Source organism: Kribbella pittospori (assembly GCF_004331465.1).
Lineage (GTDB): Bacteria > Actinomycetota > Actinomycetes > Propionibacteriales > Kribbellaceae > Kribbella > Kribbella pittospori.
In genome coordinates this window covers 228,958-254,151 of sequence record NZ_SJKB01000009.1, presented here as the reverse complement: position 1 = coordinate 254,151, position 25,194 = coordinate 228,958, and the positions used below count along the sequence as shown (strand labels likewise).

Below are 25,194 nucleotides of genomic sequence, written 5' to 3'. Positions count from 1 at the left end.
TGGGTCGCCGGAAAGCCCGGTCATCGGGTCGTGGTCAGGTTGTGTCCCACGATTTCAGGCGTTCTCGGCCAGGTTCTGAAGGAGAAGCGCCTCGGCGAGACACACCTTGCTGAACTCGGCGAGGTGCAGGCCCTCGTCGATTCCGTGGGCGCGGGTGTCCGGATCCTCCACGCCGGTGACCAGGATCGAGGCCTCCGGGAAGGTCTGCTGGAACTCCGCGATGAACGGGATCGAACCGCCCATCCCCATGTCGATCGGCTCGACACCCCACGCCGTGTGGAAGGCGGACCGGGCCGCTTCGTACCCCGCGCCGCGCGCGTTCACGCTGCAGGGCTGGCCGGTCTGTCCCTCGGTGACGGTGACCTGCGCACCCCATGGCGCGTGGTTCTCGAGGTGCTCCTTCAGTGCCGCGCTCGCTTTGATCGCGTCGTCGCCCGGCGCGACCCGCAAGCTCACCTTGGCCCGCGCGACCGGCACCAGCGTGTTGCTGGCCTCCGCCACGGACGGCGCGTCGATACCCAGTACGGCGATCGACGGCCTGGTCCACAGACGATCGACAAGCGAACCCGAACCGGTCAGCCGGACGGAATCCAGCACACTCGACTCGGCCCGCAGCCGCGCTTCGGGATAGTCCACATCCGCCGCCCGCGAAGCGTGCAACCCGTCCACCGCGACGTCACCCTTGTCGTCGTGCAGGGTGGCCAGCAGCCGGCACAACGTCGACAACGCGTCCGGGATCGGTCCACCGAACAACCCCGAGTGGACCGCGTGATCGAGCGTCCGCACCTCGACGTACGCCTCGACCAAGCCGCGCAGCGACACGGTCAGCGCCGGCCGCCCGACGTCCCAGTTGCCCGAGTCGGCGATCACGATCGCGTCAGCGGCGAGCTCCTCGGAGTACTCGTCCAGCAACTGCAGCAGGGTCGGCGAGCCGATCTCCTCCTCGCCCTCGACGAACACGGTCAGGCCCACCGGCAGATCGTTGCCGAAGGCCCGTACGGCGGCCAGGTGTGCGGCGATGCCGGCCTTGTCGTCGGCGGCACCCCGGCCGTACAGCCGGTCGCCGCGCTCTGTCGGCACGAACGGGTCCGAGGTCCACTGGTCGACCGGTCCGGTCGGCTGGACGTCGTGGTGCGCGTACAGCAGCACGGTCGGCTTGCCGGCCGGCGCGGCCTTCTTCGCGATCACCGCGGGCGCGCCGTCGCCGGCCCGGACGATCTTCACCGTGAACCCCTCGGCCTCGAACAGGGCCGCGGTCGCCTCGGCGGAGCGCTGGACGTCGGCCGCGCGGGCGGGTTCGTAGCTGACCGACGGGATCCGGATGAGGTCCTCGAGGTCGGCACGGACACTGGGCAGAACGCGGTCGATCGCCGCGGACAGATCGGTCATGCGCCTACCGTACGGCGTCCGTTCGCGCACCCGCCGCCCGGAATGCTGTGGCCGTTGTCTGGTCATGTTACTGATTGTCGTCATACCCTGGACCCCTCGTAGGTTTCCGCCCGACCGAAGAGGATCTCACTCATGGCCCGTCGCCCCCTCGCCATCCTGACCGCCGTCGTCACGTCCGCGGCCGCACTCGCCGCCGCACTGCCCGCCAGTGCCGCAATCACCTGCGACACCGCCACCACCGGCGGCGCGACCTTCTACGACGGTCCGTCCGCGTCGAAGAAGTACGACGCCCGGTTCAGCAACAGCGCGAGCATCCCCAACCTGAGCACCTACACCCCACAGGGCGCGGGCACTTGGTACAACTGGGACGGCTCCGGCAAGAACCTGCTGCTGGTCGGTTCGTACCGCGCCGGTGCGGACTCACAGATCTACGGCATCGACCCGGGCACCGGATCGACCGTCGGGGTGGTCGCGATCGCCGAGTCGCATGTCGGCGGCATCACCGTCAGCAAGGGCTGGGCGTTCGTGTCCGGCGCGGGCAGCAGCATCCGCAAGTACAGCCTGACCTCGCTGCGCGACGCCATGAAGGCAGCGGGTACGCCGTACCTCGCGCAGGTCGGGACCGCGCGGGACGTGGCCGGCTCGTCGTTCATCGGCAGCTACGGCGACTCGCTGTTCTCCGGGACGTTCAACGACACCGGCCGCGGGACCATGTACGAGTACAAGATCGCCGACGACGGCACGCTGACCACAGTGGCCGGCGCGTGGGAGGTGCCGACCAAGACGCAGGGTCTGACCGTCACCGCCAACCACTTCATCTACAGCACGTCGTACGGGCGCGGGAACCGCAGCAACCTGTACGTCGTCAAGCGTGGCCAGAAGGATCTGGATGCGGCCGCACTCAGCTGCTTCCGGGCGCCGAGCATGACCGAGGGCATCACCGAATACAACGGAACGGCGTACCTGGTCTACGAGTCCGGCTCACACCTCTACGCCTCGGACCCGGCCACCCTCAACGTGATCCCGCGGCTGCACAAGGCCTCGATCTCGTCCCTGACGTCCCTGGTCCCCTAGTGTCCGACTCAGGACACTACGGCTTCTCGTAGCTCGCCGAGTCCAGCACTTCCTGACGCTTCTTCGGGTTGTCCTCACGGACCTGGACCCGGAGCAGGGTCGAGTCGTCCACCTTCCGGTACTGCTCCACAACGGTTGGCACGTTGTTGCAGCTGTATCGGAAGGTGGCGGTCGTGTCAGAGGTCTCCGGAGTCTGCGACGTACAGCCCTCAGGCGCCGTCGCGCTCGTGGGCAGTGTCGACGAGGCCACCAGACCGAGGTAGACACCCTCGACGCTCGTATCCGTCTGCCATCCGGCTGTCTCGGTGGCGACCAGCAACTGCGTGTCTGCCTGTGCCTTCTGGGACCACTCGCGCGGGACCTCGACAGACAGTCCGTTGGCCTCCACCTTCACCGGGCGGCTCAAGACGTACCGGTAGCCGCCGTACCCGCCGCCGGCTGCCAGTACGACGGCCAGCACGGTGGCGACCACCCAGGACCGGCCGGACCGCTTCGGGGGAACCGCGACAGTCGGCTCGTTGGCGGTGACCAGAGCCGTCTCCTGGTCGACGTCGCCCGCCTTGGGCACAGGCGTCGGCATCTCCGCCGCCGGCACCAGTCCGACCGGGACCTTGCCGGTGGTGTGGGCCTCCCGCAACGCGTTGAGGAAGCTGTCCAGGTCCGGCCACCGCTTGTCCCGGTCCGGCTCGAGTGCACGGCGTACGACGACGTCGATCGCGTCCGAGACGTCCTCGCGCAGCGTCGTCATCGACGGCGGCGGTGAGTCGATCTGCATCACCGCACCGAGGCTGGCCACACCATGGGGCGCTTGGCCGGTGAAGGCGGCGTACGCAACTGCTCCGAGCGAGTAGAGGTCCGCCCGGTGGTCCAGGCGCTCGCCGCGCACCTGCTCGGGAGCGACGTACGCCGGAGTACCGCCGGGCATGGTCAGCTGGGACACGTCCTGAACCGCTTTACCCAGACCGAGGTCGCCGAGCATCGCGCGGTCACCACCCGGCTCGGTGCGGAACAGCACGTTGGCCGGCTTCACATCGCGATGCAGAACTCCACGCGTGTGCAGGTGCTTGAGGCCCTTGCCGACCTCGGTGATGACTCGGACCGCTTCGCCGAGTTCCAGCGATCCGGCCTTGATCCGGTCCGCGAGCGTCCCGCCGTCGGCGTAGGTGAGAACCATGTACGGGCGTCCGTCCTCGGCCTCCCCGATGTCGTGCACCCCGACGACGTACAGCGAGTCGACCTTGCGCAGAAAGCGTCCCTCGGCCAGGAACCGGCGGCGGACGTCCTCGTCGTCGACCCACAGGTCGGACAGGATCTTGACCGCGACCTCGGCGTCCAGTTGTTCGTCCCGGGCCAGCCAAACCGTCGCGAAACCACCGGCACCGACCCGGCGGACCAGGGCGTACCGGCCGATCCGCGCTGGCTGGTCCATGCACGCATTATGCTCGATCGCTCCTGCGACGAGGGCATGCACCCCAAGATCGCCGGAGCGAACTAATGGGCGTATTGATGCGTCACAACGGGGTGGATACGGGACGGGTGATTGCGAAGTGGCCACACCCATATCCCCGGAACCCCTTGTCCTCGGATCATGAGGGCGGGGAGCGAGAGTGTTAGGAGTCCGCTGATGCCGAACAAGAACGGCCGGCTGGTGGCCCTGGTCGCATCGATCGCGGTCGCCGCGGTCGCCATCGGCGCCGCCCTCGCCTACCGCCAGGGGCCTCAAGCCGCCCAAGCCGACGCAGCCCCACTCAGCGGCAGCCCGTCCCCTGCCTCGCTCACTCCCACTCCAACAGCGACGCCCACACCGATTTCGTCGGCGACTCCGTCGACCACACCCGTCGTCTCCCCCAAGCCGCCGTCCAGCGCACCCGTGACGTCGTCCGGTCCGACCACGATCACGCTGAACGTCGCCAAGCTCCCCAAGGGCCGCGCTCCGCAGATGCCCTACCTGATCGACCGCACCGTCCTGGGCGGAGCTGGGTACGACGCCAAGATCCCCGGCAGTGGAGGTGTGGTCGGCATCGGTCGCCTCGATTCCGCCGTACTGGCAGTGGTTCTGGCCGACGACGGGACCGAGCTCGTGAAGCTGGGGCCTGGCGACGAGGTACGGCACACTCCGAACGTGTCCTCCCTGGTCACCGCACCGGACCAGTCCATGGCGGCGTACGCGGCCGCGAGCATCAGCTCACTGGGACGCGCGACCAAGGGCGGGACCTTGTACGCCGAGAACTTCGGCTCGGTGAAGTCGCTGAAGCTCCCGGACGCCTGGAACCTGCAGGTGCTCTCCTATGTGGGCGGCAAGGTCTACTACCGGGCCGGCGCCGCGGAGTCAGGTGGCTGGAAGCTCTACACCTGGGCACCAGGGACAGCGACGCCGGACCTGGTCACGACAGTCACCTCACCGACGGCGGTGTCGGACGACGGCAAGCTGGCCGCGTCGGCACAGTTGATCAACGACGGCGGCAGTTGCTCCTCGGTGGTCGAGGTCGCCAGCGGCAAGCAGTTGTTCCGGACCTGCGAGAACATGATCTCGGACTTCACTCCTGACGGTTCCGTCGCGGTCGGTGAGCCGGACTACGGCGACGGCTACTGCAGCCTGAAGCAGACGGCCCTGGATGCCCGCACCGGCAAGGTGATCCGGGAGTGGAAGGGCTGCTTCCACCGCACTGTGGCGGAGGACGACCAGCACTTCCTGCTCGTCGCGGTCGCGTCCGGCGGCGGTGGGGACCCCGGCACCAAGAGCGCCATCATCCGCTGCGCGATCAACACCGGTTCGTGCGAGCTGGCCACATCCATCTCCACGGACAAGGCCCTCGCGCTCGGACGCTGATCTGCCGAGAGCAGATACCCCTGTGGGACAAGGGGTTTGGCGGCAGACTGGCGGCATGGAACGCATAGCGGTGCTGGCTGACGTGCACGGGGTGTTGCCCGCTCTGGAGGCGGTGCTGGCGGAGGACGACGTACGGTCGGCCGATGCGATCGTGCTGGCCGGGGACATCGCCAGTGGGCCGCAGCCGGTCGAGACTCTGGACCTGCTGACGTCACTGGGCGACCGAGTGGTGTGGGTGCGGGGCAACGCCGACCGGGAACTGGTGGAGATGGCCCGGGCCGCGTTCACCGGCGAGCCGCCGGATGCGGTGAGTCCGTGGGCGGCGCAGCAGCTGCGGCCTGACCAGGTGGAGGTGCTGGCTTCCTTGCCGACCACCGTGACCATCGGGGACGCGCTCTTCTGCCACGCGACGCCGCGGGACGACGAGGAGATGGTGCTGGTCGACAGCCCGATCTCACGGTGGGCCGAGGTCTTCACCGGGCTGTCCGATGACGTCAGGACGGTGGTGTGCGGCCACACCCACATGCCGTTCGCCCGGCAGGTAGACCGGCGGCTGGTGGTCAACGCCGGCAGCGTCGGCATGCCGTACGGCGCTCCTGGCCCGAGCTGGGCGTTGCTGACCGCCGACGGCGTACAACTCCGCCGCGCACCACTGGACGCCGCCAAGGCCGCGGAGCGCATCACGACGGAGTCGACATACCCAGGCCGGCAGGAGTGGGTGGAGGAGTACCTGCTGACCAACTACTCCGACACCGAGGCGCTGGACGCGTTCAGACCCCGCGCGGAGGGCTGACCGGCTACCGTCGACAGGTGTTCGCACGGCGGCGGAAGCATTTCGGGACTCCGGCTGACAAGGCGACGTATGCGACCCTGCATACCGCCTCGCTGGCCTCTCCCCACCTGCGCGAGGGTCTGACCCCCGCCGCGGCCGGCAAGGCGAGCCGCCACCTCAGAGACCTCCTCGGTACGGCGGCCATCGCGATCTGCGACTCCTCCGGCGTACTGGCGTGGGACGGGGTCGGTGGACCGTACGAGAGCAACCACCGCGGCGATGCGAAGGCTCTTGCGGCTCCCACCCTCCGCTCCGGACGTACGGCGGTCCTCGGAGCGCATGACGTGGCCTGCAGCGACCCGCAATGCCCGGTCCGTACGGCGGTGGTCGCGCCGATCGTCACCGAGGAGCGCGTGGTCGCCGTACTGGTCGCCTACAGCATCCGCTCGTCGGCCGCACTGGTCCGGGCGACCGAGGAGGTCGCTCGCTGGGTGTCCGGCCAGGTGGAGCTGGCCGAGCTCAACAAGGAACGCACCCGGGCGATCGAGGCCGAGTTGCGCGCACTGCGGGCGCAGATCAGCCCGCACTTCATCTACAACGCGCTGGCCGCGATCGCGTCGTTCGTCCGGACCGACCCCGGGCGGGCGCGGGAGCTGCTGCTGGAGTTCGCGGACTTCTCCCGGTATGCGCTGCGGCGCGGCGGCGAGTTCACCACGCTGGCCGACGAGCTGCGCAACGTCGAGCGCTATCTGGTGCTGGAGCAAGCGCGGTTCGGCGACCGGCTCAAGGTGTCGCTGCAGATCGCGCCCGAAGTACTGCCGGTGGTCATCCCGTTCCTGGTCGTCCAGCCGCTGGTGGAGAACGCCGTACGCCATGGACTGGAGGGCACCACCGGCGTCGGGCACATCACGATCCGGGCCCGGGACCGGATCAACGAGGCCGAGATCAGCGTCGAGGACGACGGCTCGGGCAGCGACCCGGAAGTGATCCGCGCGGCCCTGTCCGGCGAGTCCGGCAGCGACTCGGTCGGCCTCGGCAACGTCGACGCCCGGCTCCGCCAGGTGTACGGCGACGCCTACGGCCTGGTCGTCGAAACCGCAGTCGACGCCGGCACCAAGGTCACCTTCCGGGTCCCCAAATACTCCTCAGGAGTACACGCCACGCCGTAGTCCACTGCGCCGTTGACGGTAGTAGTGGCGCGGACTAGCGTCGGCAGCAATCCCCTTACGGCGTTGGGATTGCGCATCTGCGCGAGCGTCGTGACGGAGTGGATTCACCTGTGCGGGGCAGGCGACGGCCGGATCGCCTTCGAAGCGATCGCGGCCCACGAAGAGTGCCGATGGGCTGGTCGAGCCCGGACGGAGAGGAGCACTACTCGTGCCAGGTAACAGGGCGGTGATTTACAAGGGTCCGGGCGATGTGGCGGTCGAGACGATCGACTACCCGGGTCTGGAGCTCAAGGACGGTCCAGGGGTCAACCCTGCCAACGTGGGGCGGCAGATTCCGCACGGGGCGATCCTCAAGGTGGTGGCCAGCAACATCTGCGGCAGCGACCAGCACATGGTGCGCGGCCGGACCACGGCGCCGCCGGGACTCGCTCTCGGCCATGAGATCACCGGCGAGGTGGCCGAGGTCGGCCGTGACGTCGAGTTCATCAAGGTCGGCGATCTGGTGTCCGTCCCGTTCAACATCGCCTGCGGGCGGTGCGTCAACTGCAAGGCGGGCAAGACCGGCGTCTGCCTGAACGTGAACCCGGATCGGCCCGGGTCCGCGTACGGGTACGTCGACATGGGCGGCTGGGTCGGCGGCCAGGCGGAGTACGCGCTGGTGCCGTACGCCGACTGGAACCTGCTGAAGTTCCCCGACAAGGACCGGGCGCTGGAGAAGATCCGCGACCTGGCGATGCTGTCGGACATCTTCCCGACCGGCTACCACGGCGCTGTCACGGCGGGTGTCGGGACCGGTTCGACCGTCTACGTCGCCGGCGCGGGGCCGGTCGGCCTGGCCGCGGCCACGTCGGCCTTCCTGCTCGGTGCGGCCGTTGTCATCGTCGCCGACCTGCAGAAGGAACGGCTGGAACAGGCGCGCAGTTTCGGCTGCGAGACGATCGATGTGTCCGAGGGCGATCCGAAGGACCAGATCGAGCGGATCCTCGGCGTACCGGAGGTCGAGTGCGCGATCGACGCCGTCGGGTTCGAGGCCCATGGCCACGGCACCGACGCCGGGTCCGAGCGTCCGGCCACCGTGCTCAACACGGTGATGGACGTGACCGCCGCCGGTGGTGCGGTCGGCATCCCCGGCCTGTACGTCACCGGTGATCCCGGTGCGGCCGACGAGGCCGCGAAGACCGGCTCGCTGTCGATCCGCCTGGGCCTGGGCTGGGCGAAGTCGCTGTCGTTCACGACCGGGCAGTGTCCGGTGATGCGGTACAACCGCCAGCTGATGCAGGCGATCCTGCACGACCGTACGCAGATCGCGAAGAACGTGAACGCCACGGTCATCCCGCTGGATCAGGCACCGCAGGGCTACGCCGATTTCGACAAGGGCGCGGCGCGCAAGTACGTGCTCGACCCGCACGGGTTGATCAAGTAAGGAGCGGGCGACGGGAGCTGGGCGCAGGGGTCCGGCTCTCGTCGTCGACACCCGGCCGAGGCATACTGCGGAGGAAGGCCAGGTACTACGAGAGCGACTTCATGAGCAGTGACGAGCGACTGGACCTCGAGTTCGCCTACACGGCGTACCAGGACTCGTGCCGCGACTTGTATTCGCCGCACTACTACTGCCGGCGGCCGAGCGGCCACGACGGCGTACACGCGGCGGGCTTCGGCTCGGGCCGACTCCGCTGGGAACACCAGCCCGACCACGCTCCCCACATGCTGTCCTGACCAGCTCACCTGTCTTCCGCGGTGGGCCGGCTGGTGGCTCCAATTCCGGATTGGCTGGCACTACTGTGAGGGCATGGCCGAGACTCCCTTGCGCGCGCTGGTCGCGGATGACGAGGAGCCTGCCCTTGCCGAGCTGGTGTATCTGCTCCAGCGGGACGACCGGATCGGGGAGATCCGGACCGCGTCGAACGGGCCGGACGCGCTGAAGATCCTGCAGGCGGCCGACCTGGACGTGGTGTTCTGCGACATCAAGATGCCCGGGCTGGACGGGATCGACCTGGCCAGCGTCATCTCCAAGTTCCGCCCGCCACGGCCGCAGATCGTCTTCGTCACGGCGTACGACGAACACGCGGTGGAGGCGTTCGAGCTCGAGGCCACCGACTACGTGATGAAACCGGTCCGGGCCGAGCGCCTGGCCGAGGCGGTCCGCCGGGTCGTCACCGCAGGTGCGCCGGCGGCGCTGCAGACGCCGGACGAAACCGACGACGAGGTCATTCCGGTCGAGCTGGCCGGTGTGACCCGGTTCGTCCAGCGCTCGACGGTCCGGTACGTCGAGGCGCAGGGCGACTACGCCCGCCTGCACACCGGCCAGAACTCGCACCTGGTCCGGATCCCGCTGAGCACGCTGGAAGAACGCTGGGGCGACGCCGGGTTCACCCGCATCCACCGCAGCACGCTGGTCGCCCTCGCCCACGTGGACGAGATGCGCGTCGACGGCGGCCGGTGCGCGGTCCGGGTCGGCGACGACTGGCTCCCCGTCAGCCGCCGCCACACTCGTGAACTCCGCGACCTCCTGGTCCGCTCGACCTCCCTGCGCGGCTGACATGAGTACGCCGGACAGTCCGCGACGAGTTCGGGTCACCAGCCCGCGCAGGACTGCTACCCGGCGACCCGTCATCCCCACCGGGACGCGCGAGATCGACGAGCAGACCCGGCTCGGCGAGATCTACATGCACTCGCTGATCCAGTCCCAGCTCCGCCTCACCCTCGCGGTGATCGCCGGCGCCGTGGTCATCCTCGGTGGCATCCCACTGCTGTTCGCTCTCGTCCCCGCGACTCGCACGCTGTCCGTCCTCGGCCTGCCGCTGCCCTGGGTGATCCTCGGCATCGTGGTCTACCCGGTCGTGTACGTCGCCGCCCGCTTGTACGTCCGCAACGCCGAACGGATCGAGGCCGAGTTCACCGAGTTCGTCGGACGGCAGTAGCAGTGCCTGCCGGTGGGGAGGGTCTGAATGTCGTCGGCGATGAGCTTGACCGCGATCGGATTGGTGGTCCTGGCAACGATCGGGATCGGCTTGTTCGGGCTGCGGATCTCCCGGACCACCAGCGACTTCTACGTCGCCAGCCGCGCAGTCTCGCCGCGCTGGAACGCATCCGCGATCAGCGGTGAGTACCTGTCGGCGGCGTCGTTCCTCGGTGTCGCCGGTCTCGTGCTGGTCAACGGCGCGGACATGCTGTGGTTCTCGGTCGGCTACACCGTCGGCTATCTGATGCTGCTGGTCCTGGTCGCGGCACCGCTGCGGCGAAGCGGTGCGTACACATTGCCCGACTTCGCCGAGACCCGGTTCGAATCGGCCGTGGTCCGCCGGATCTGCTCGGGTCTGGTCGTCGGCATCGGCACGCTGTACTTGCTGCCCCAACTGCACGGCGCCGGCCTCACCGTCCAGACCGTCACGGGCGCGCCACCGGACGTCGGTGCCGCGGTCGTCGCGGTGATCGTCGTCTTCAACGTCGCGGCCGGTGGCATGCGCTCGATCACCTTCGTCCAGGCCTTCCAGTACTGGCTGAAGCTCACCGCGCTGGCCACACCGATCTTCGTCATCCTGATCGCGTGGCGCTCCGGCGACCATCCGGCCGGCGTACTGCAGTCGCTGCAAGGCGCGGCCTCCGAGTGGTCCGAGCCACTGTCCCGCGCCGGTGGCCGGGACCACCCGCTGTACGCGACGTATTCGTTGCTTCTGGCCCTTTGTTTCGGAACGATGGGCCTTCCGCACGTGCTCGTTCGCTTCTACACGAACCCGGACGGCCGGGCGGCTCGCCGTACGACGGTCGTCGTCCTGGCGCTGCTCGGACTCTTCTACCTCTTCCCACCGATGTACGCCGTACTCGGCCGGACGTTCGCGCCCGACCTGGTGAGTGCGGGCGCGGACACCGTCGTACTCGAACTGCCGAACCGGATCCTCCCTGGTACCGCAGGGGATCTGCTCGGTGCACTGGTCGCGGCCGGGGCGTTCGCCGCGTTCCTTTCGACGTCGTCGGGGCTGACGGTCGCGATCGCTGGAGTGATCGACCAGGACCTGTTCCGGAGCCGGCTGCATCGGTGGACGGGTGGGGACTACGTGGCGGTGAACAGCTTCCGGATCGCTGCTGTGCTCTCGATGACCGTTCCCTACTTGGCGTTCTTGGTGACCGGCTCGCTCAGTCTGGCCGACACTGTGGGGCTCGCGTTCGCGGTGGCCGCGTCGACGTTCTGTCCCCTGCTGGTGCTGGGGATCTGGTGGCGCCGGATGTCCACGACCGGCGCCGCGGCCGGCCTGGTCGTCGGTGGGGTCGCCGCGAGCGCCGCCGCGTTGATCAACGTGCTCGGCGGCCCCGACGGCGGCTGGCCCAAGGCACTGGTCGGTCAGCCTGCCGCGTGGACGATGCCGCTCGCGTTCCTCACCGTGATCGTGGTGTCGAAGCTGACCCCCGACAAGATCCCCGCCGGCGCCGCCCGCAGCATGGTCCGCCTGCACACCCCCGAAGCGGTGGATGTCGATCGCGGACCCGGACCTGCGGCACTCACCAACCGCTCGCGGACCACACCACCGCCGCCTCGTCACGCGTGAAGGCCAGCGAATGACGGAGGTTGGTGAGTGGCGGGCGTCCGCGCCGTTCGTCGTGGGATTCCTACCGCTCGCCGCAGCGGAGTGATCCACCGGGCGACTGGTGTGGTCCGCTGAGCGCTCGATGCGTGTGGGTGCTGTCGGGTGACAGTGACCGAGGCCACAGTACGGACCAGCAGCAGCCCCTGCCTGGCCCATTCGCCCGGCCTGATCCCCGTCTGGAGGTCCCGCGATGTCCGATACGCGATCCGCGGGTGACCCGGACCTGACGACGTACCGGGAGGTCCAGCTTTCGCCGGACTTCTCCGAACTGCGTCGCCGGTTCCGGCGCTTCGTGTTCCCGATGACCGGCCTGTTCCTGGTCTGGTATTTCCTCTATGTCCTGCTCGCCGCCTATGCACCCGAGTTCATGTCGCACAAGGTCGGCGGCAACATCAACGTGGCCCTGCTGTTCGGGCTCGGCCAGTTCGTGTCGACGTTCGCGATCACGATGATCTACGTCCGCTGGGCCGACCGGCGGATCGACCCCGACGCCGAGCGGATGCGCGACCAGATCGAGGGAGAGCTGCAGTGACCGCCCCACTGATGTTGCCTATGGCAACCGACATCGGCAACCCGACCGTCAACATCATCATCTTCGCGCTGTTCGTGCTGGCCACCCTCGCGATCGTGCTGCGGGCGTCGAGGAACAACCGGACCGCGGCCGACTTCTACGCCGGCGGCCGGTCCTTCACCGGCCCGCAGAACGGCATCGCGATCGCCGGCGACTACCTGTCCGCCGCGTCGTTCCTCGGCATCGCGGGCGCGATCGCCCTGAACGGGTACGACGGCTTCCTCTACTCGATCGGCTTCCTGGTGGCGTGGCTGGTGGCCCTGCTGCTGGTCGCCGAACTGCTCCGGAACACCGGCCGGTTCACGATGGCCGACGTACTGTCCTTCCGGCTCAAGCAGCGGCCGGTCCGGATGGCCGCCGCGATCTCGACCCTCGGCGTCTGCTTCTTCTACCTGCTGGCGCAGATGGCCGGCGCCGGCGGTCTGGTCGCGCTGCTGCTCGGTGTCTCCGGCCGTACCGGCCAGAGCATCGTGATCGCCGTGGTCGGCGCGATCATGATCACCTACGTCCTGGTCGGCGGCATGAAGGGCACCACCTGGGTGCAGATCATCAAGGCCGTCCTGCTGGTGATCGGCGCGGGCATCATGACGATCTGGGTGCTCGCGAAGTACTCGTTCAATCTGTCCGGTCTGCTCGGTGCGGCCGTCGACAACAGCCCGGCGGCCGGCGAGAAGCTGCTCAACCCGGGTCTGCAGTACGGCGCAACGGGGATCAGCAAGCTGGACTTCATCTCGCTGGCACTGGCGCTGGTGCTCGGCACCGCCGGCCTGCCGCACGTCCTGATGCGGTTCTACACGGTGCCGAACTCCAAGGAGGCTCGGCGCAGTGTCAGCTGGGCGATCTGGATCATCGGCATCTTCTACCTGTTCACGCTGGTGCTCGGGTACGGCGCTGCCGCGATCGTCGGCCCGGACGCGATCAAGGCCGCGCCCGGCAAGGCGAACTCGGCCGCTCCACTGCTGGCGTTCGAGCTCGGCGGTGAGCTGCTCCTCGGCGTCATCTCCGCGGTCGCCTTCGCCACGATTCTGGCGGTCGTGGCCGGCCTGACGATCACCGCGAGTACGTCGTTCGCGCACGACGTCTACGGCCAGATCATCAAGAAGGGCCAGATCAGCGGCGACGGTGAGGTCCGGGTGGCCCGGTACACCGCGGTCGTGATCGGCCTCGTCGCGATCATCGGCGGCATCTTCGCCAACGGCCAGAACATCGCCTTCCTGGTGGCGCTGGCGTTCGCGGTCGCGGCCAGTGCGAACCTGCCGACGATCCTGTACTCGCTGTTCTGGCGGCGGTTCAACACCCGCGGCGCGCTGTGGAGCATCTACGGCGGCCTGGGCTCGGCGATCATCCTGATCGCGTTCAGCCCGGTCGTCTCCGGCAAGGTCGACGCGAAGACCGGTCAGAGCCTGTCGATGATCACCGACACCAGCATCGACTTCCACTGGTTCCCGCTGGACAACCCCGGCATCGTCTCGATCCCGCTGGCCTTCGTGCTCGGCTGGCTCGGCACGGTCACCAGCAAGGAGCCGGTCGACGTCGACAAGTTCGCCGAGATGGAGGTCCGCTCCCTCACCGGCGCGGGCGCCGAGAAGGCGGTCCAGCACTGAGGTGATTCCAGACCTGTCAGGCAGGCTCTGCGGACCGTACGCGATCCTGCCTGGCAGCCCCACCTCCGCCCCTCGAGACGGACCCGGTACCCCCTGGCCGGGTCCGTCTCGCGTTGTCAGGACAGCTTGAGGGTGGGCCAGAGGGTGAGGAAGGTGTCGCGGGAGCGGGTGCCGCGGAGTTCTTCGGCGGCGTGCAGGCGGCCGAAGGTGAAGGCGTTGCCGCCGTCGAGGTGGACCTGGATCGCGAGCTGACGCAGCAACTCCCGGGAGACGACGCTGTCCTGGTGCTCGCCGAGGATCTCCTGGACCTCTTCGGCCCGAGCCGCCAGGTCTGATGCTTCATCCCCGAGCACAGGTACGGCGGACTCCGCGGCGTACCGCAACCGCTTGGCCGCCTTGCGGACCTCGTGCAGCTCGTGGTCCTGCTCGGCCGAGCTCTCCGCGTCCTGGGCGCGGCCGACCGCCTTCCGCATCCGCTTCCAGTCGTGGTGCAGCAGATCACCGATCTGCTTGGCCGCCTTCCGGTCGTCACCGACCAGCGGCGGCTTGGCGATCAGCTCGTCGAGCGTGTCCAGCAACTGGAAGTACCGCTCACTCTCCAGCGCAGCCAAGGCGCCTGCCCGGCCCTCCTTGTACACGCCGCGCAGGTGGTCGTCGATCCGGCCGGCGACCCGGCCCATCACCAGCTCGACGGGCTGCTCCGCCACTTCCGCGGCGAAGTGCTCACGCTGGACTTCGGCGTCCCGGGCGACACCGAGCTCGCCGGCCAGCCACTTCAGCTCAGCCCGGATCTGGTCACCCACCTCGCGGTCCACCACCGGCCGGTACGTCGCCAGCGCGGACCGCAGCCGTCGCGTCGCCACCCGGAACTTGTGGATCGAGTCCGGGACATCACGACGTACCTGCGGATCGCGGTCCCGGATCGCCTGCACCTGTTCACCGGCGTACGCACGGAACAGGTCCGAGGTCCGCGGCTTCTTCGGCAGCTCCCAGTCGGCCAGGGTGGGTACGCGGTCGCCTAAGGCCCGCGCGAGCTTGCTCGGTCCCGCCGCGGGCTCGGCTCCGGCCGACCGCAGTACGGGGTCAACGGCTTCCAGGAGCTCACGCTCACCGGCGATGAGCTCGACCTCCCACTCCCGCCAGCTCTCCGGCTCGGCACCCTCGACCGTCGCGGTGACGCGGTCGTCGGCCACCTCCGCGAGCACATTGCCGTCGCCGTCCAGCAGCTTGTGGACGACCCGGTGGGTCTGCAGCGTGACGACCGGGATCAGCTGGTTGTCCCGGACGTGCACCCGCACAGTGCGGACCAGCGCGATCGGAACGTTGTCCACCGACCGTCCGAGCGGGTGGTGGATCTCCAGCCGTTCGCCAGCGGCCTTCGGGAACTTGATGTGCCAGCCGTCGTCCTCGCCACCGGTCCGCCGTCTCAGCGTCACCTTGTTGGCGGCGAGATCCAGCGCCTCGGTGTCGTAGTACACCGCCTCGAGGTCCAGCTCGACCGGCTGCGCCACACTCGCGACCCCAGGCAGCTCGTGCAGCGCGGGCAGACTCGCGCCATCATCGACGTCGTACTTGGTCTCGATCTCGAGCTGCTCAGTCGGCGCCATACCTCTTGTTTACCAGGCGTTCATGAATTGGTCAGCCCAATGCTCGCAGGTCAGCGACCAGCCGCTCCAGATCCCGGTCCGGTACGCCGTTGGCTGAGGTGGTCCGAAGCTGCCGCCGCTGGTTGCGGTTGAGCCCCCAGCAGATCAGTACAACGAGAACCAGCAGAGCGATCATGTTCCGCCCACCGCCTTGAAGAACGTGTAGTGGAAGGTCCCGCCGGACTCCGCGGACTTCTCCAGGTCGCGGATGCCCTGCGCCCACTCGGCCGGCGTTCGCATCCCGGCGGCGAGGGCGCGCTCCCGGACCGATTCGACCATCGCTATGAACGTCTTCCGGGTGAAGCCGTCGACCAGGTGCGGCAGAGTCTCGTCGGCGTACACCGTGCACGGGTGCGCCCGGACGTCGGCGTACCCGGCGTCCTTGAGGAGTGGCTGCAGCCGGCGGCCGATGAGGGAGTCGCCGCCGGCCTCGGCCTGCAGGTCGACGAGGCAGTCGATCACCGCTTGCGCCGCCGTACTGCGTGGGTGGAAGAACGCCGACTGGTGGTCGCCTTCGATCGCGGTGATCGTGCCGCCGGGTTTGATCAGGCGGCGCAGGGCGACCAGAGCGGCGTGCGGGTCCGCGAGGTGTTCGAGCACGAAGCACACGAAGACGTGGTCGAAGGTCTCGTCCGGAAGCTCTCGGAGGTCGGCGTGCCGGAAGTCGACTCGCGCGTCGGGGGCGACGGCGGCGACGCGGGCCTTGGCCCGGGCGAGGGACTCCTCGGAGATGTCGACCGAGACGAGGTCGATGCCCGGGCTCCGGGTGACCAGTTGGACGGTCTGCGCACCGACGCCGCAGCCCGCTTCGAGGACGCGGCTCCCGGGCGAGTATGTCGTACCGCCGTGCAGGAGGTCGGCGAGAGTCTGCGCCTGGTCGGTCAGCCGGCGGGTCTCGGCCGGGGTGTAGCCGTGCACGTAGTCAGTTCCCATACCTCCAAAGTGCCGCCACAATGGTCCAGTGAACAGGTCCAATCCGAGCCAAAGTGGCAGGTCCAAAGGACTGGTCAACGCGGGCGCGGACTTCCTGCAACTGAATCCCGCGGACGCGCCGCCGGGCGGGTTGTCGGACTGGCTCACCGAGAGCCTGCGCGCCGCGATCTCCGACGGCCGCCTCCCGATCGGCAGCCGCTTGCCCGCGACCCGCCTCCTCGCCGCCGAGCTCCGCATCTCCCGCGGGGTGGTCACCGAGGCCTATCAACGCCTCACCGAAGACGGCCACGTCGCCGGCCGGGGCCGCGCCGGCACTGTGGTCGTCGCAGTTCCGTTCGTCGCCGAGCCGGGCGTTGCAGCGGGCCGGATCACGCCACCGGTTGTACCTGAGCCCGGCCTGGATGTTTTCGACAGTTTGCGGGCAGCTCCGGCCCGGATCGACCTCACGCCCGGCGTGCCTGATCTCGCAGCCTTTCCGCGGGCCGCGTGGTTGCGGGCCGAGCGGGCGGTGCTGAGCGACCTCGACTCGTCCGAGTTCGGGTACGGCGATCCGTCCGGTACACCGGCGCTCCGTCGCGCAGTCGCGAACTGGCTGGCCCGCAATCGCGGGATCGCGGCGGATCCGGACGACCTGATCGTCGTCGCCGGAGTCTCGCAGGCGATCGGGCTGGCTGCGCAGGTGCTGAAGGACCGCGGGATCCGCGAGATTGCGGTGGAGGATCCTGGGTCGCTCGGATCCCGGCAGCATCTGCAGAACTGGGGGATGCGTACGCCGCCGATCCCGGTGGACGACGGTGGGCTGCGGGTCGAGCTGCTGCGCGAGTCGGGCGTCCGGGCGGTGATGGCGACTCCGGCGCACCATTTCCCGACAGGCGTCGTACTGGAAGGCGAGCGGCGGCGGGAGTTGGTTCAGTGGGCGGCTGACGGTGGGTTGATCATCGAGGACGACTACGACGCCGAGCATCGGTACGACCGTCCGCCGGTTCCGGCGCTGCGCGCGATGCTGGCCGATCAGGTGATCTATGCGGGCAGCGTGTCGAAGCTGCTCGCACCGTCGCTGCGGATCGGGTGGATGCTGCCGCCGCCGCAGTACAAGGCCGCGCTGATCGGCATGAAACGGCTGGCCGACCTCGGCAACGCCGCGCTCCCGCAGCTCACGCTCGCCCACCTGATGGAGTCCGGCGAGCTCGAACGCCAGCTCCGCTTCCTCCGCCGCCGCCACCGGACCCGCCGCGACGCGATGGTCGATGCCATCGGCAACTACCTGCCGTCCGCCACCGTCCACGGCGCCGCGGCCGGGCTACACCTGACCATCACCTTCGACGACACCTTGAACGACGTCGACCTGGCCGCCCGGGCGCTCCAGAAGGGCATCAAGACCCACCCGCTCTCCTGGCACTGCCAACTCCCCCACGCGCCCGGTCTGGTCCTCGGCTACGCCGCCCGCACCCCCACCGAGATCACCGAGGCCATCAGCACCATCGCCGAGGTCATCCGGAGCTGACGCTCAGCGGGTGTAGAGCGGGGACATGGCGAGGGCGACCTTCGTCATCAGGTCGGGGTCGACCGCTCGGGCCGGGAGTGGGACCAGGTCGACCAGTTTGTCGTCGCCGACCCGGATGGTGGTGCGGCCGGTGGCGGTGTCGACGTAGCCCTCGTCGCCGAGCGGGATCGACTGCGAGGTCGAAGCCTTGCGGAGCGGCGCGATCAACGCCTCCGCTTTCGGAGTACGCCGTACTGACGTCGAGAGCACGCTGGTCGGATTCACCCAGCCACAAACGAGGTCGCCGACGGCGGTCTCGCCGTCGCGCCGGATCATCGGAGGCGCACCTAGCACCTTCTCCGCGGCCGCCGTACCGCGGTCGCAGTCCGGGCGGGTGATGAACGCCGGCGCCTCAGGCAGTCCGGGCGCCTGCCGGGCCACTTCCTGGCCCAGGAGGACATACTTCGCCAGCGTCGCCGACGGACCGCTGACCTTGTACAGCCGTCCGTTGAGCAGGAACACCACGAACGTGCTGGTCCCGAACCCGCCCTCACCCACCGCGGCCGGTTTGGCCGGTTGCCGGTTGGTCGCGGCGTACGCGCGCTGGGTCGCGGTCAGCGTCGCCTTTGTTGCCGGGAGCACCGAAATCCCGACCCGCAGGACCGGGCCAATCGGGCCGGTGCTCAGACCCAACTGACAGACGTCGTACGTCGGAACGCCGAACTCGGCCGGGATCGCCTTGGGCTGGATCTGCACCACCGGGACCGCCAGCGTCGATTGCACGAGCGTTTGATCCATTCGCACGCACAGGGTGTCCGCAACCTTGGAGGTGACCGGACCACTCGGGGTCGTCGACGGCGTCTCGGAGGGCGTCTCGGTCGGGGGCGTGCTCACCGAGACCAGCGGAGGCACGTTGGGCGCCGTCTCCTGACCCGGTCCACCGCAACCCGCAAGAGCAGCCGCGGTCAGCCCGGCAATCACAACACGGCGGATACGCATGATCACTGACTCTAACTGGCTGTGCGCAATTCTCTTTCGCGGACCGCGTGTTCGTCGGTGCGGGAGTCGTACTGCCAGAACTCGCGCAGCCAGACCGCGGTTCCGATCACGCCGGCGACGCAGAGGATGCCGCCGCTGACGATCGCGGTCCTGACGCCGGTGAGGTCGGCGACGATGCCGGAGCGCGCCTGGCCGCCGAGTGGGCCGAGCGAGTAGCCGAGCATCTCGATCCCGGCCAGCCGGCCGCGCATCTCGTCCGGGATCGTCTGGTTCCAGATCACCGACCGGAACAGCACCGACACCATGTCCGCGGCGCCCGCCACGGCGAAGAAGGCGATCGCGAACCAGATGTTCGGCGCCAGGCCGGCGACCCCGACCGCGGCGCCCCAGGTCATGGTCGCGAGTACGACGGCCCGGCCCTGATGGTGGACGTGCTTCGCCCAGCCGCTGGTGAGGCTGGCGACCATCGCCCCGATCGCTTCAGCGCTGTAGAGGAGACCGAGCAGTTTCGGCTGCTGCAGGATCTCGGTGGCGAACGCCGGGAACAGCACGATCGGCATCGCCAGGAACATCCCGACCATGTCGACCAGGTACGTCGCGAGCAGGTCCTTGCGGCGGAACGCGTAGACGATCCCGCCGCCGATCGCCCGCAGACTCGGCGGCGTGCTGTGCTCACTCGTCTTGTACGAACCGAGGCGGAAGTAAAGCCCGGTGGCGACGACCAACCCGGTGAGCTCGACCGCGAACGCCCAGGTCACGCCGACCGACCCGACCAGTACGCCGCCCAGCGCCGGCCCGGCGAGCTGCCCGATCTGCATGGTCAAAGAGCTCAGCGCGACAGCGGCCGGGATCTCGGCATGCTTGACCACCCGCGGGAGCAAAGCCTCGCGGCTGGGGCGCTGCAGCGAGGAGGCGATCGCGTTCAGGCCACCGCAGACGTAGATGAGCCACACCCGCGGGCTGGCGAGCAGGGTGTTGCCGAGCAGGGTCGCGCAGATGAGGGCCTGTGCGACGCCGGTGCCGATCAGCAGTTTCCGGCGATCCACGTGGTCGGCGAGCGCACCGCCGTACAGGCCGAACACGACGAGTGGCGCGATCGTCACCAGACCCATCGCACCGACGGCGAAGTTGGAGCCGGTGATCTGGTAGAGCTGGTAGGGCAGGGCGACGTACCCGACCATGCCGCCGAGGAAGAAGACGGAGCCCGAGACCACCAGGATGCGGAAATCGCGAGAGCCTCGCCAGGGCGTCAGATCGACGCGCAGCCGGCCCAGTCGCTCACGGACACTTGACGCCACCGGCACATAGTGACATCGGACCGCGACTCCGGCGAAAAGCTTTATCCATCCCTCGGGACCGATTGGTTGCCGTTGGCGTCGATCACCCCAAGTCGCGGCTCAGGCCAGCGGGAGGTAGGCGGTCAGGTCGGTGCGTTCGCCGCTGGCGCGGAGTTTGCCGGTGGCGCGGGCGTCGAGCCAGGTGGTGCGGCCGAGGGCCAGCTCGATCCAGAGCTCCGGTGGGAGTTCGACCACCGCGCCGGGGGTGCCTCGCGTGTGCCGGGGGCCTTCGATGCACTGCACCGCGCCGTACGGCGGGACGCGGACCTCGACCGCGTGACCGGGAGCCTTCGCGACCAGGCGTTTCAGCAGTTGCTTGGTGAGCAGCTTCAGGTCGGCGCGCTCCGCCGTACCGGCGTCGTACCGTTGGAGTGCTTGCTGGAAGGCTTGGTCCAGCGCGGGGTCGAGCGTGTTCACGACGTGCCAGCGTACGCCGCGGATTGTGGAGTCGCCCCTTGTGTGGACGATAATCAGGCGGGAGAAACGGAAGCGAGGTCGGGATGCTCACGCCCAGGCACCAGGCGCTGCTGATGACGCTGGCGGGAATGACCGTCGGCGTAGCTGTGTTCGGCAGCGTGCTGGCGATCAACGGGAACCCGCTGGCGAGCGACAAGCCCGCCGACATCGTGAAGAGCCAACCCACTCCGGGCCCAACGACCCGTTCCGACGGGCTGCAGGCCGACTCCCTGCGCTACACCGAGCAGACGTTCGGCACCGAGAAGGCGCCCGTCTCGGCCGACGTCCCGGCCGCCTGGAAGAGCAGTCAGGCAGGCACCCGGCCGCGCTTCATGGATCCGGCCGGCGTCTGGCAGATCCGGTTCGACACCCGCGGCAGCAAGTCGTCGCCGGACAAGCTGGTGGACAACCGCGCGAAGAGCATCGACGAGCAGGACCTGGACGTGATCAGCCGCGCCGACGGCACGCTGATCTACACCTACGTCGACCAGAACCGCGGCCCGCGGATGGGGCTGTCGCGCTTCGTCTCCACCGACGGCGGCGAGAGCTCCGCGATCGAGATCACCGTCGGCGGCCGCCCGCAGGACGAGGCCGGACTGCGCGCCGTACTCGAGCGCGCCACCCAGTCCCTCGAGCTGCCGTCCTCAAGCGGCGACAACCGCCCGAACTGACCTCAGCACTTGATGTCGGCGGTCGGCGCCGTGCCCTGCAGCAGGTAGGTCTCCACCACGTTGTCGACGCACTCGTTCCCGGCCTTGTAACCGGTGTGCCCGTCGCCGTCCCGAGTGACCAGGACACCGCTTTCCAGCTGATGTGCCAGGCCGACGGCCCAGGCGTACGGCGTGGCCGGGTCGCGGGTCGTGCCGACGACCACGATCGGCTTCGCGCCAGCCGCCTTGATCGGGTGCGGCTTGTCCTCCGGCTTCACCGGCCAGTTCGCACACGCGACCGAGCCCCACAACAGGAACGACCCGAAGCGCGGTGAGGCGGCCTTGTACTCGGGCTCCTCGGCCTTGGCCTGCGCGACCGAGGTGATGTCCGGGCGGTCCAGGCAGTTGACCGCATAGATGACCTCGTTCTGGTTGTTCTCGTAGCCGGACGGCTTGCGGCCGGTGTACTCGTCGGCGAGCGCGAGCAGCCGCGCACCCTTGCCTTCAAGGCCGTCCAGGACCGCATCCTCGAGCCGCGGCCAGAAGTCCTTCAGGTACAGCGGGTAGATCACCCCGAGCACGACGAGGGCCTGCGTGACCTGGCGTTTTCCGTCACCTGGCAGCGGCGTCGCGTCGCTGTCGTTGATCAGCTTGTCGACCTTCGCGAGCACTTCCGCCTTGGTGCTGCCGAGCCGGCAGGACCGCTGCGCGCAGTCTTCCGCGAACGCGTCCAGCGCAGTGTCGAAGCCCTTCGCCTGGGCGATGTTGTTCTGCTCCGAGGTCTTCGACGGGTCGACCGCGCCGTCGAGCACGAGCCGGCCGACGTTCTTCGGGAACAATTCGGCGTACGTCGCGCCCAGGTAGGTGCCGTACGACATGCCGAGGTAGTACAGCTGGGGATCGCCGACGATGCCCCGCAGTACGTCGATGTCGCGGGCCGCGTCCTTGGTCGACACGTGCGGCAGGAGCTCGCCGGAGCGCTGCTCACAGCCGTCCGCGAGGATCTTCGCCTCGTTGTTCAGCTCGTTGATCTCGGCGTCGTCGTCCGGGCTGCCGTCGGCCGCGATGAACTTGTCCAACTGCTCGGTGTCCAGGCACTTCACCGGGGTCGACTCGCCGACACCGCGCGGATCCCAGCCGATCACGTCGAACTTCCGCAGCAACGGCTGCCCGAGCACGAACCCGGCCGAGGCGGCGAACTCCACCCCGGACCCACCTGGCCCGCCGGGGTTGATGAACAGCGTCCCGATCTTGCCGCCACGGTCCCGGGCGAGCACCTTCCGCGCTCGCAGCTCGATCGTCTGACCGGCCGGCTTCGAGTAGTCCAGCGGCACGGTGATGGTCGCGCACTCCTGGTTGGAACCGCAGCGCTCCCAGTCCGGCTGCTGCTGGTAGAACTTCTCGAGCCCCGCCGGGATCGGGCCGGCCGGGCCTTTCGGCTGGCCGGGACTCGAGCCGGCCGTCCCGCCGTCCGCGTCCTGGGCCCGGCTCGCCACCCCACATCCACTCGCCAATACCGCAACGGCTGCCAGCAACACGGTAGTCCTGCGGAATTTCACTGGGGGGCGTCTCCCTCGTCCTCGTGGTGCAGGCGCCGACGGCGCCGGGGCTTACGGCGGCGCCGCTGCTCCGTGGTCTCCTCCGCGGCGGTGTCCTCTGCGGCTGGGTCTTCCGCGGCTGGGTGCTCCGCCATGGTCTCCGGTGAGGGGGTCGGCGCGGTCTTCGGCGCGTCCTGTACTTCCGCCAGGTCCTCGGGCAGTGGTGCGTCGGGCGTCGTCGTACTGGAGGCTTCGTACTGCTGCCGCGGTGAACACACGTCCGCACGGCTGCACGCACAGCGCCGGCCCGATGCGGCCAGCCGGACGACCACGGTGTCGCTCGGCACGTTGTGTCCGACCACCACTCCATCACCCGCGGGGGTCTCGACCGGCGTACCGACCGACGGGGCTTTCGCGTTGAACTCCTGGTAGAGCGGGTGCTCGTACTTCAGGCAGCACATCAGCCTCCCGCAGGCGCCGGAGATCTTCAGCGGATTCAGCGGCAGGTCCTGGTCCTTCGCCATCCGCACACTGACCGGCTCGAAGTCCTTCAGGAACGTCGCGCAGCACAGGTCCCGCCCGCACGGCCCGATCCCGCCCTGCAGCCGGGCCTCATCGCGGGCTCCGACCTGCCGCAGTTCGATCCGCGCCCGGAGACCGCGGGCCAGATCCCGTACGAGCTCGCGGAAGTCGACCCGGTGCGGCGCGGAGAAGTACACGATGACCAGCTGGTCCACATCCGGCCGCCGGTCGACGAAGTCGATCCCGACCACCTTCATCGGCAGCCCGTGCTGCCGGATCAACCGCTTCGCGATCACGCGCGCGTCGGCCCGGCGTACTCGGTTCGCCTCGTCCCGGTCCAGGTCATCCGCCGTGGCGATCCCGTCACACAGCGGCAGCCCGCCGATCTCCTCCGTCACGTACTGCGGCGCCCAGACACACTCAGCCACCTCAGGCCCGTCATCGGTCGGCACCAGCACCTTGTCCCCGACACGCGGACGATGCGGGCCGGGGTCCAGGTAATAGAGCCGCCCGTACCGCTCGAACGACACCGCCATAACCATGCCCACGCCAGCCAGCGTACTGGCCAGGGCATGTAGTAGGTCATCCCACGCGTGGGGATGGCTGCTGGGGTTTAGCGGTGGGAGTTTTTGACTGTGCTTCTGAGGGTTTCGCCTTCGGGGGCGTAGGCGGCGCAGATCACCAGGCGGTCGTTGTCGTTCCAGAGGTCTTCGTCGGGGGTCCAGTAGGACAGGTCGAGCTCCGAGGTGGCCGCGCTCTTGCCGACATACTTCGCGAACTGCGTTGCGCAACTGCTCTTCGCGGCCTTCTCCACGCCTCTGTCGCCGGGGTACGGGCCGTCCGGGAGGGTGACGTCGGCGACGATCTCGCCGTCGTGCTCCTCGTTGCAGGGTTGGCGCAGCGCCTCGCCCTCCTCGGTCCCGTCGTCGAAACACTCGCCGACGGCCAGATCGTCCACGTAGGTGGTCGTTCCGGTGTACGACGTAGTGGGCTGGGGCGCGCCGTAGTAGTCGTCGTCGCTGTCCGAGCCGACCGCGATCATCACCACGATCAAGCCGACCCAGAAGATCGTGATCAGGCCGCCGACGACGATGCCGGTGATCGCCAGCCCGGTACCGCTCTGCCGGCGCTTCTTGATCTGTACGAGCGCCCCGATGCCGAGACCGACCGCCACCGGAGCCGCGATCGAGAACACGATGCTGCCCAGACCGGTCACCAGGGCCGCGGTCGCGAGCGAGTTGGTGGCGTTCGTCGCCGCCCCCGGATACCCATACCCGTAGGCCGCCGGAAACTGCCCATACCCCGGCTGTCCGTACGGCGGTTGCCCGTAGTGCGGTTGCCCATACCCCTGATGCGGTTGACCGTACGGCCCCGGCCCACCTTGCGGTTGACCATAAGACGGCTGACCGTACGGCGACTGACCACCGGCCGGCTGACCATAAGCCTGCTGGCCATAAGACTGCTGCCCGTACGCCGGTTGCCCCGGCGGCGACTGCGGTTGCCCCGGCGCCACCCAAGGTCCCGCGCCCGGCTGCTGAGCACCAGGCTGTTGGGCAGGCGGTAGTCCGGCACGGCCGTAGGTCGGGAACGACCTCGGCGTGTCCTGTGGCCGGTCCGGCTCCGGACCGTACGGTGGTT

24 protein-coding genes are annotated in these 25,194 nt (G+C 68.9%); 13 read left to right on the top strand and 11 right to left on the bottom strand.

Annotation, left to right across the window (positions count from 1 at the left end):
• Nucleotides 1-54: 54 nt before the first annotated feature.
• On the bottom strand, nt 55-1,389 hold the full coding sequence (locus E0H73_RS27925) for a dipeptidase (RefSeq protein ID WP_131361545.1): 1,335 nt from the start codon (nt 1,387-1,389) through the stop codon (nt 55-57).
• Between the two features lie 132 nt (nt 1,390-1,521).
• On the opposite strand from E0H73_RS27925, the gene E0H73_RS27920 reads away from it, so the two are divergent.
• A complete protein-coding gene (locus tag E0H73_RS27920; RefSeq protein WP_131361544.1) occupies nt 1,522-2,463 on the top strand; it encodes a hypothetical protein in 942 nt (313 codons plus the stop codon).
• 16 nt (nt 2,464-2,479) lie between these two features.
• Here E0H73_RS27920 and E0H73_RS27915 read toward each other — a convergent pair whose 3' ends face one another.
• Nucleotides 2,480-3,892 carry a serine/threonine-protein kinase gene (locus E0H73_RS27915; RefSeq protein ID WP_131361543.1) on the bottom strand — a complete coding sequence of 471 codons (1,413 nt, stop codon included), beginning with the start codon at nt 3,890-3,892 and terminating at the stop codon, nt 2,480-2,482.
• Between the two features lie 195 nt (nt 3,893-4,087).
• On the opposite strand from E0H73_RS27915, the gene E0H73_RS27910 reads away from it, so the two are divergent.
• From E0H73_RS27910 to E0H73_RS27865, 10 genes are all read left to right on the top strand, one after another.
• Nucleotides 4,088-5,293: a hypothetical protein gene (locus E0H73_RS27910; protein WP_131361542.1), complete on the top strand. Its 1,206-nt coding sequence runs from the start codon at nt 4,088-4,090 to the stop codon at nt 5,291-5,293.
• Between the two features lie 55 nt (nt 5,294-5,348).
• Nucleotides 5,349-6,086, top strand: coding sequence for a metallophosphoesterase family protein (locus tag E0H73_RS27905; RefSeq protein ID WP_131361541.1), 738 nt, complete (start codon nt 5,349-5,351; stop codon nt 6,084-6,086).
• Between the two features lie 17 nt (nt 6,087-6,103).
• Complete coding sequence (locus E0H73_RS27900) at nt 6,104-7,234, top strand: histidine kinase (protein ID WP_131361540.1); 1,131 nt, start codon at nt 6,104-6,106, stop codon at nt 7,232-7,234.
• 208 nt (nt 7,235-7,442) lie between these two features.
• On the top strand, nt 7,443-8,657 hold the full coding sequence (gene fdhA / locus E0H73_RS27895) for a formaldehyde dehydrogenase, glutathione-independent (protein ID WP_131361539.1): 1,215 nt from the start codon (nt 7,443-7,445) through the stop codon (nt 8,655-8,657).
• Nucleotides 8,658-8,758: 101 nt separating this feature from the next.
• Nucleotides 8,759-8,950 carry a hypothetical protein gene (locus tag E0H73_RS27890; protein ID WP_131361538.1) on the top strand — a complete coding sequence of 64 codons (192 nt, stop codon included), beginning with the start codon at nt 8,759-8,761 and terminating at the stop codon, nt 8,948-8,950.
• 73 nt (nt 8,951-9,023) lie between these two features.
• Nucleotides 9,024-9,773, top strand: a complete 750-nt coding sequence (locus E0H73_RS27885) for a LytR/AlgR family response regulator transcription factor (RefSeq protein ID WP_131361537.1) — start codon at nt 9,024-9,026, stop codon at nt 9,771-9,773.
• 1 nt (nt 9,774) lies between these two features.
• The gene (locus tag E0H73_RS27880) at nt 9,775-10,155 is read left to right on the top strand and encodes a hypothetical protein (protein ID WP_131361536.1); all 381 of its coding nucleotides are present in this window, start codon (nt 9,775-9,777) and stop codon (nt 10,153-10,155) included.
• Between the two features lie 39 nt (nt 10,156-10,194).
• A complete protein-coding gene (locus tag E0H73_RS27875; RefSeq protein WP_238164315.1) occupies nt 10,195-11,778 on the top strand; it encodes a sodium/solute symporter in 1,584 nt (527 codons plus the stop codon).
• Nucleotides 11,779-12,007: 229 nt separating this feature from the next.
• The gene (locus E0H73_RS27870; protein ID WP_131361534.1) at nt 12,008-12,349 is read left to right on the top strand and encodes a DUF485 domain-containing protein; all 342 of its coding nucleotides are present in this window, start codon (nt 12,008-12,010) and stop codon (nt 12,347-12,349) included.
• An 11-nt stretch (nt 12,350-12,360) separates the two neighbouring features.
• Nucleotides 12,361-13,992 (top strand): solute symporter family protein, encoded by a 1,632-nt coding sequence (locus E0H73_RS27865; RefSeq protein ID WP_131361732.1) that lies wholly within the window; start codon nt 12,361-12,363, stop codon nt 13,990-13,992.
• Between the two features lie 116 nt (nt 13,993-14,108).
• On the opposite strand, the gene E0H73_RS27860 is transcribed toward E0H73_RS27865, so the two are convergent.
• From E0H73_RS27860 to E0H73_RS27855, 3 genes are read right to left on the bottom strand one after another with little or no spacing between them, the layout of a single operon-like run.
• The gene (locus E0H73_RS27860; protein WP_131361533.1) at nt 14,109-15,599 is read right to left on the bottom strand and encodes a CYTH and CHAD domain-containing protein; all 1,491 of its coding nucleotides are present in this window, start codon (nt 15,597-15,599) and stop codon (nt 14,109-14,111) included.
• 31 nt (nt 15,600-15,630) lie between these two features.
• Nucleotides 15,631-15,774 carry a hypothetical protein gene (locus tag E0H73_RS46045; RefSeq protein WP_165555844.1) on the bottom strand — a complete coding sequence of 48 codons (144 nt, stop codon included), beginning with the start codon at nt 15,772-15,774 and terminating at the stop codon, nt 15,631-15,633.
• Nucleotides 15,771-16,571: a methyltransferase domain-containing protein gene (locus E0H73_RS27855; protein WP_131361532.1), complete on the bottom strand. Its 801-nt coding sequence runs from the start codon at nt 16,569-16,571 to the stop codon at nt 15,771-15,773. Before E0H73_RS27855 ends, E0H73_RS46045 begins: the two co-directional genes overlap by 4 nt.
• A gap of 28 nt (nt 16,572-16,599) precedes the next feature.
• On the opposite strand from E0H73_RS27855, the gene pdxR reads away from it, so the two are divergent.
• Nucleotides 16,600-18,075 carry a MocR-like pyridoxine biosynthesis transcription factor PdxR gene (pdxR, locus tag E0H73_RS27850; protein ID WP_202867589.1) on the top strand — a complete coding sequence of 492 codons (1,476 nt, stop codon included), beginning with the start codon at nt 16,600-16,602 and terminating at the stop codon, nt 18,073-18,075.
• Between the two features lie 3 nt (nt 18,076-18,078).
• On the opposite strand, the gene E0H73_RS27845 is transcribed toward pdxR, so the two are convergent.
• The 3 genes from E0H73_RS27845 to E0H73_RS27835 all read right to left on the bottom strand — a co-directional run bounded on the left by E0H73_RS27845 (nt 18,079) and on the right by E0H73_RS27835 (nt 20,807).
• A complete protein-coding gene (locus E0H73_RS27845) occupies nt 18,079-19,053 on the bottom strand; it encodes a hypothetical protein (protein WP_238164312.1) in 975 nt (324 codons plus the stop codon).
• A gap of 11 nt (nt 19,054-19,064) precedes the next feature.
• On the bottom strand, nt 19,065-20,351 hold the full coding sequence (locus E0H73_RS27840) for an MFS transporter (RefSeq protein ID WP_131361531.1): 1,287 nt from the start codon (nt 20,349-20,351) through the stop codon (nt 19,065-19,067).
• A 99-nt stretch (nt 20,352-20,450) separates the two neighbouring features.
• Entirely contained in the window at nt 20,451-20,807 is a 357-nt protein-coding gene (locus tag E0H73_RS27835) for a sterol carrier family protein (protein ID WP_238164311.1), read from the bottom strand.
• Nucleotides 20,808-20,890: 83 nt separating this feature from the next.
• Between E0H73_RS27835 and E0H73_RS27830 the strand changes: the two genes are divergently transcribed.
• On the top strand, nt 20,891-21,517 hold the full coding sequence (locus E0H73_RS27830) for a hypothetical protein (protein WP_131361530.1): 627 nt from the start codon (nt 20,891-20,893) through the stop codon (nt 21,515-21,517).
• 2 nt (nt 21,518-21,519) lie between these two features.
• Here E0H73_RS27830 and E0H73_RS27825 read toward each other — a convergent pair whose 3' ends face one another.
• The 3 genes from E0H73_RS27825 to E0H73_RS27815 form a co-directional block, all read right to left on the bottom strand.
• Nucleotides 21,520-22,992 carry an alpha/beta hydrolase gene (locus E0H73_RS27825; RefSeq protein ID WP_238164310.1) on the bottom strand — a complete coding sequence of 491 codons (1,473 nt, stop codon included), beginning with the start codon at nt 22,990-22,992 and terminating at the stop codon, nt 21,520-21,522.
• Nucleotides 22,993-23,051: 59 nt separating this feature from the next.
• Complete coding sequence (locus tag E0H73_RS27820) at nt 23,052-24,098, bottom strand: PSP1 domain-containing protein (protein WP_131361728.1); 1,047 nt, start codon at nt 24,096-24,098, stop codon at nt 23,052-23,054.
• Nucleotides 24,099-24,169: 71 nt separating this feature from the next.
• Nucleotides 24,170-25,069, bottom strand: a complete 900-nt coding sequence (locus E0H73_RS27815) for a DUF4190 domain-containing protein (RefSeq protein ID WP_131361528.1) — start codon at nt 25,067-25,069, stop codon at nt 24,170-24,172.
• Nucleotides 25,070-25,194 lie beyond the last annotated feature (125 nt).

Bases quoted from the DNA above. Each gene is read 5' to 3' on its own strand.
- E0H73_RS27925 (WP_131361545.1), bottom strand. From the start codon at position 1,389: ATGACCGATCTGTCCGCGGCGATCGACCGCGTTCTGCCCAGTGTCCGT.
- E0H73_RS27920 (WP_131361544.1), top strand. From the start codon at position 1,522: ATGGCCCGTCGCCCCCTCGCCATCCTGACCGCCGTCGTCACGTCCGCG.
- E0H73_RS27915 (WP_131361543.1), bottom strand. From the start codon at position 3,892: ATGGACCAGCCAGCGCGGATCGGCCGGTACGCCCTGGTCCGCCGGGTC.
- E0H73_RS27910 (WP_131361542.1), top strand. From the start codon at position 4,088: ATGCCGAACAAGAACGGCCGGCTGGTGGCCCTGGTCGCATCGATCGCG.
- E0H73_RS27905 (WP_131361541.1), top strand. From the start codon at position 5,349: ATGGAACGCATAGCGGTGCTGGCTGACGTGCACGGGGTGTTGCCCGCT.
- E0H73_RS27890 (WP_131361538.1), top strand. From the start codon at position 8,759: ATGAGCAGTGACGAGCGACTGGACCTCGAGTTCGCCTACACGGCGTAC.
- E0H73_RS27885 (WP_131361537.1), top strand. From the start codon at position 9,024: ATGGCCGAGACTCCCTTGCGCGCGCTGGTCGCGGATGACGAGGAGCCT.
- E0H73_RS27880 (WP_131361536.1), top strand. From the start codon at position 9,775: ATGAGTACGCCGGACAGTCCGCGACGAGTTCGGGTCACCAGCCCGCGC.
- E0H73_RS27875 (WP_238164315.1), top strand. From the start codon at position 10,195: ATGAGCTTGACCGCGATCGGATTGGTGGTCCTGGCAACGATCGGGATC.
- E0H73_RS27870 (WP_131361534.1), top strand. From the start codon at position 12,008: ATGTCCGATACGCGATCCGCGGGTGACCCGGACCTGACGACGTACCGG.
- E0H73_RS27865 (WP_131361732.1), top strand. From the start codon at position 12,361: ATGTTGCCTATGGCAACCGACATCGGCAACCCGACCGTCAACATCATC.
- E0H73_RS27860 (WP_131361533.1), bottom strand. From the start codon at position 15,599: ATGGCGCCGACTGAGCAGCTCGAGATCGAGACCAAGTACGACGTCGAT.
- E0H73_RS46045 (WP_165555844.1), bottom strand. From the start codon at position 15,774: ATGATCGCTCTGCTGGTTCTCGTTGTACTGATCTGCTGGGGGCTCAAC.
- E0H73_RS27855 (WP_131361532.1), bottom strand. From the start codon at position 16,571: ATGGGAACTGACTACGTGCACGGCTACACCCCGGCCGAGACCCGCCGG.
- E0H73_RS27845 (WP_238164312.1), bottom strand. From the start codon at position 19,053: ATGCGTATCCGCCGTGTTGTGATTGCCGGGCTGACCGCGGCTGCTCTT.
- E0H73_RS27830 (WP_131361530.1), top strand. From the start codon at position 20,891: ATGCTCACGCCCAGGCACCAGGCGCTGCTGATGACGCTGGCGGGAATG.
- E0H73_RS27820 (WP_131361728.1), bottom strand. From the start codon at position 24,098: ATGGTTATGGCGGTGTCGTTCGAGCGGTACGGGCGGCTCTATTACCTG.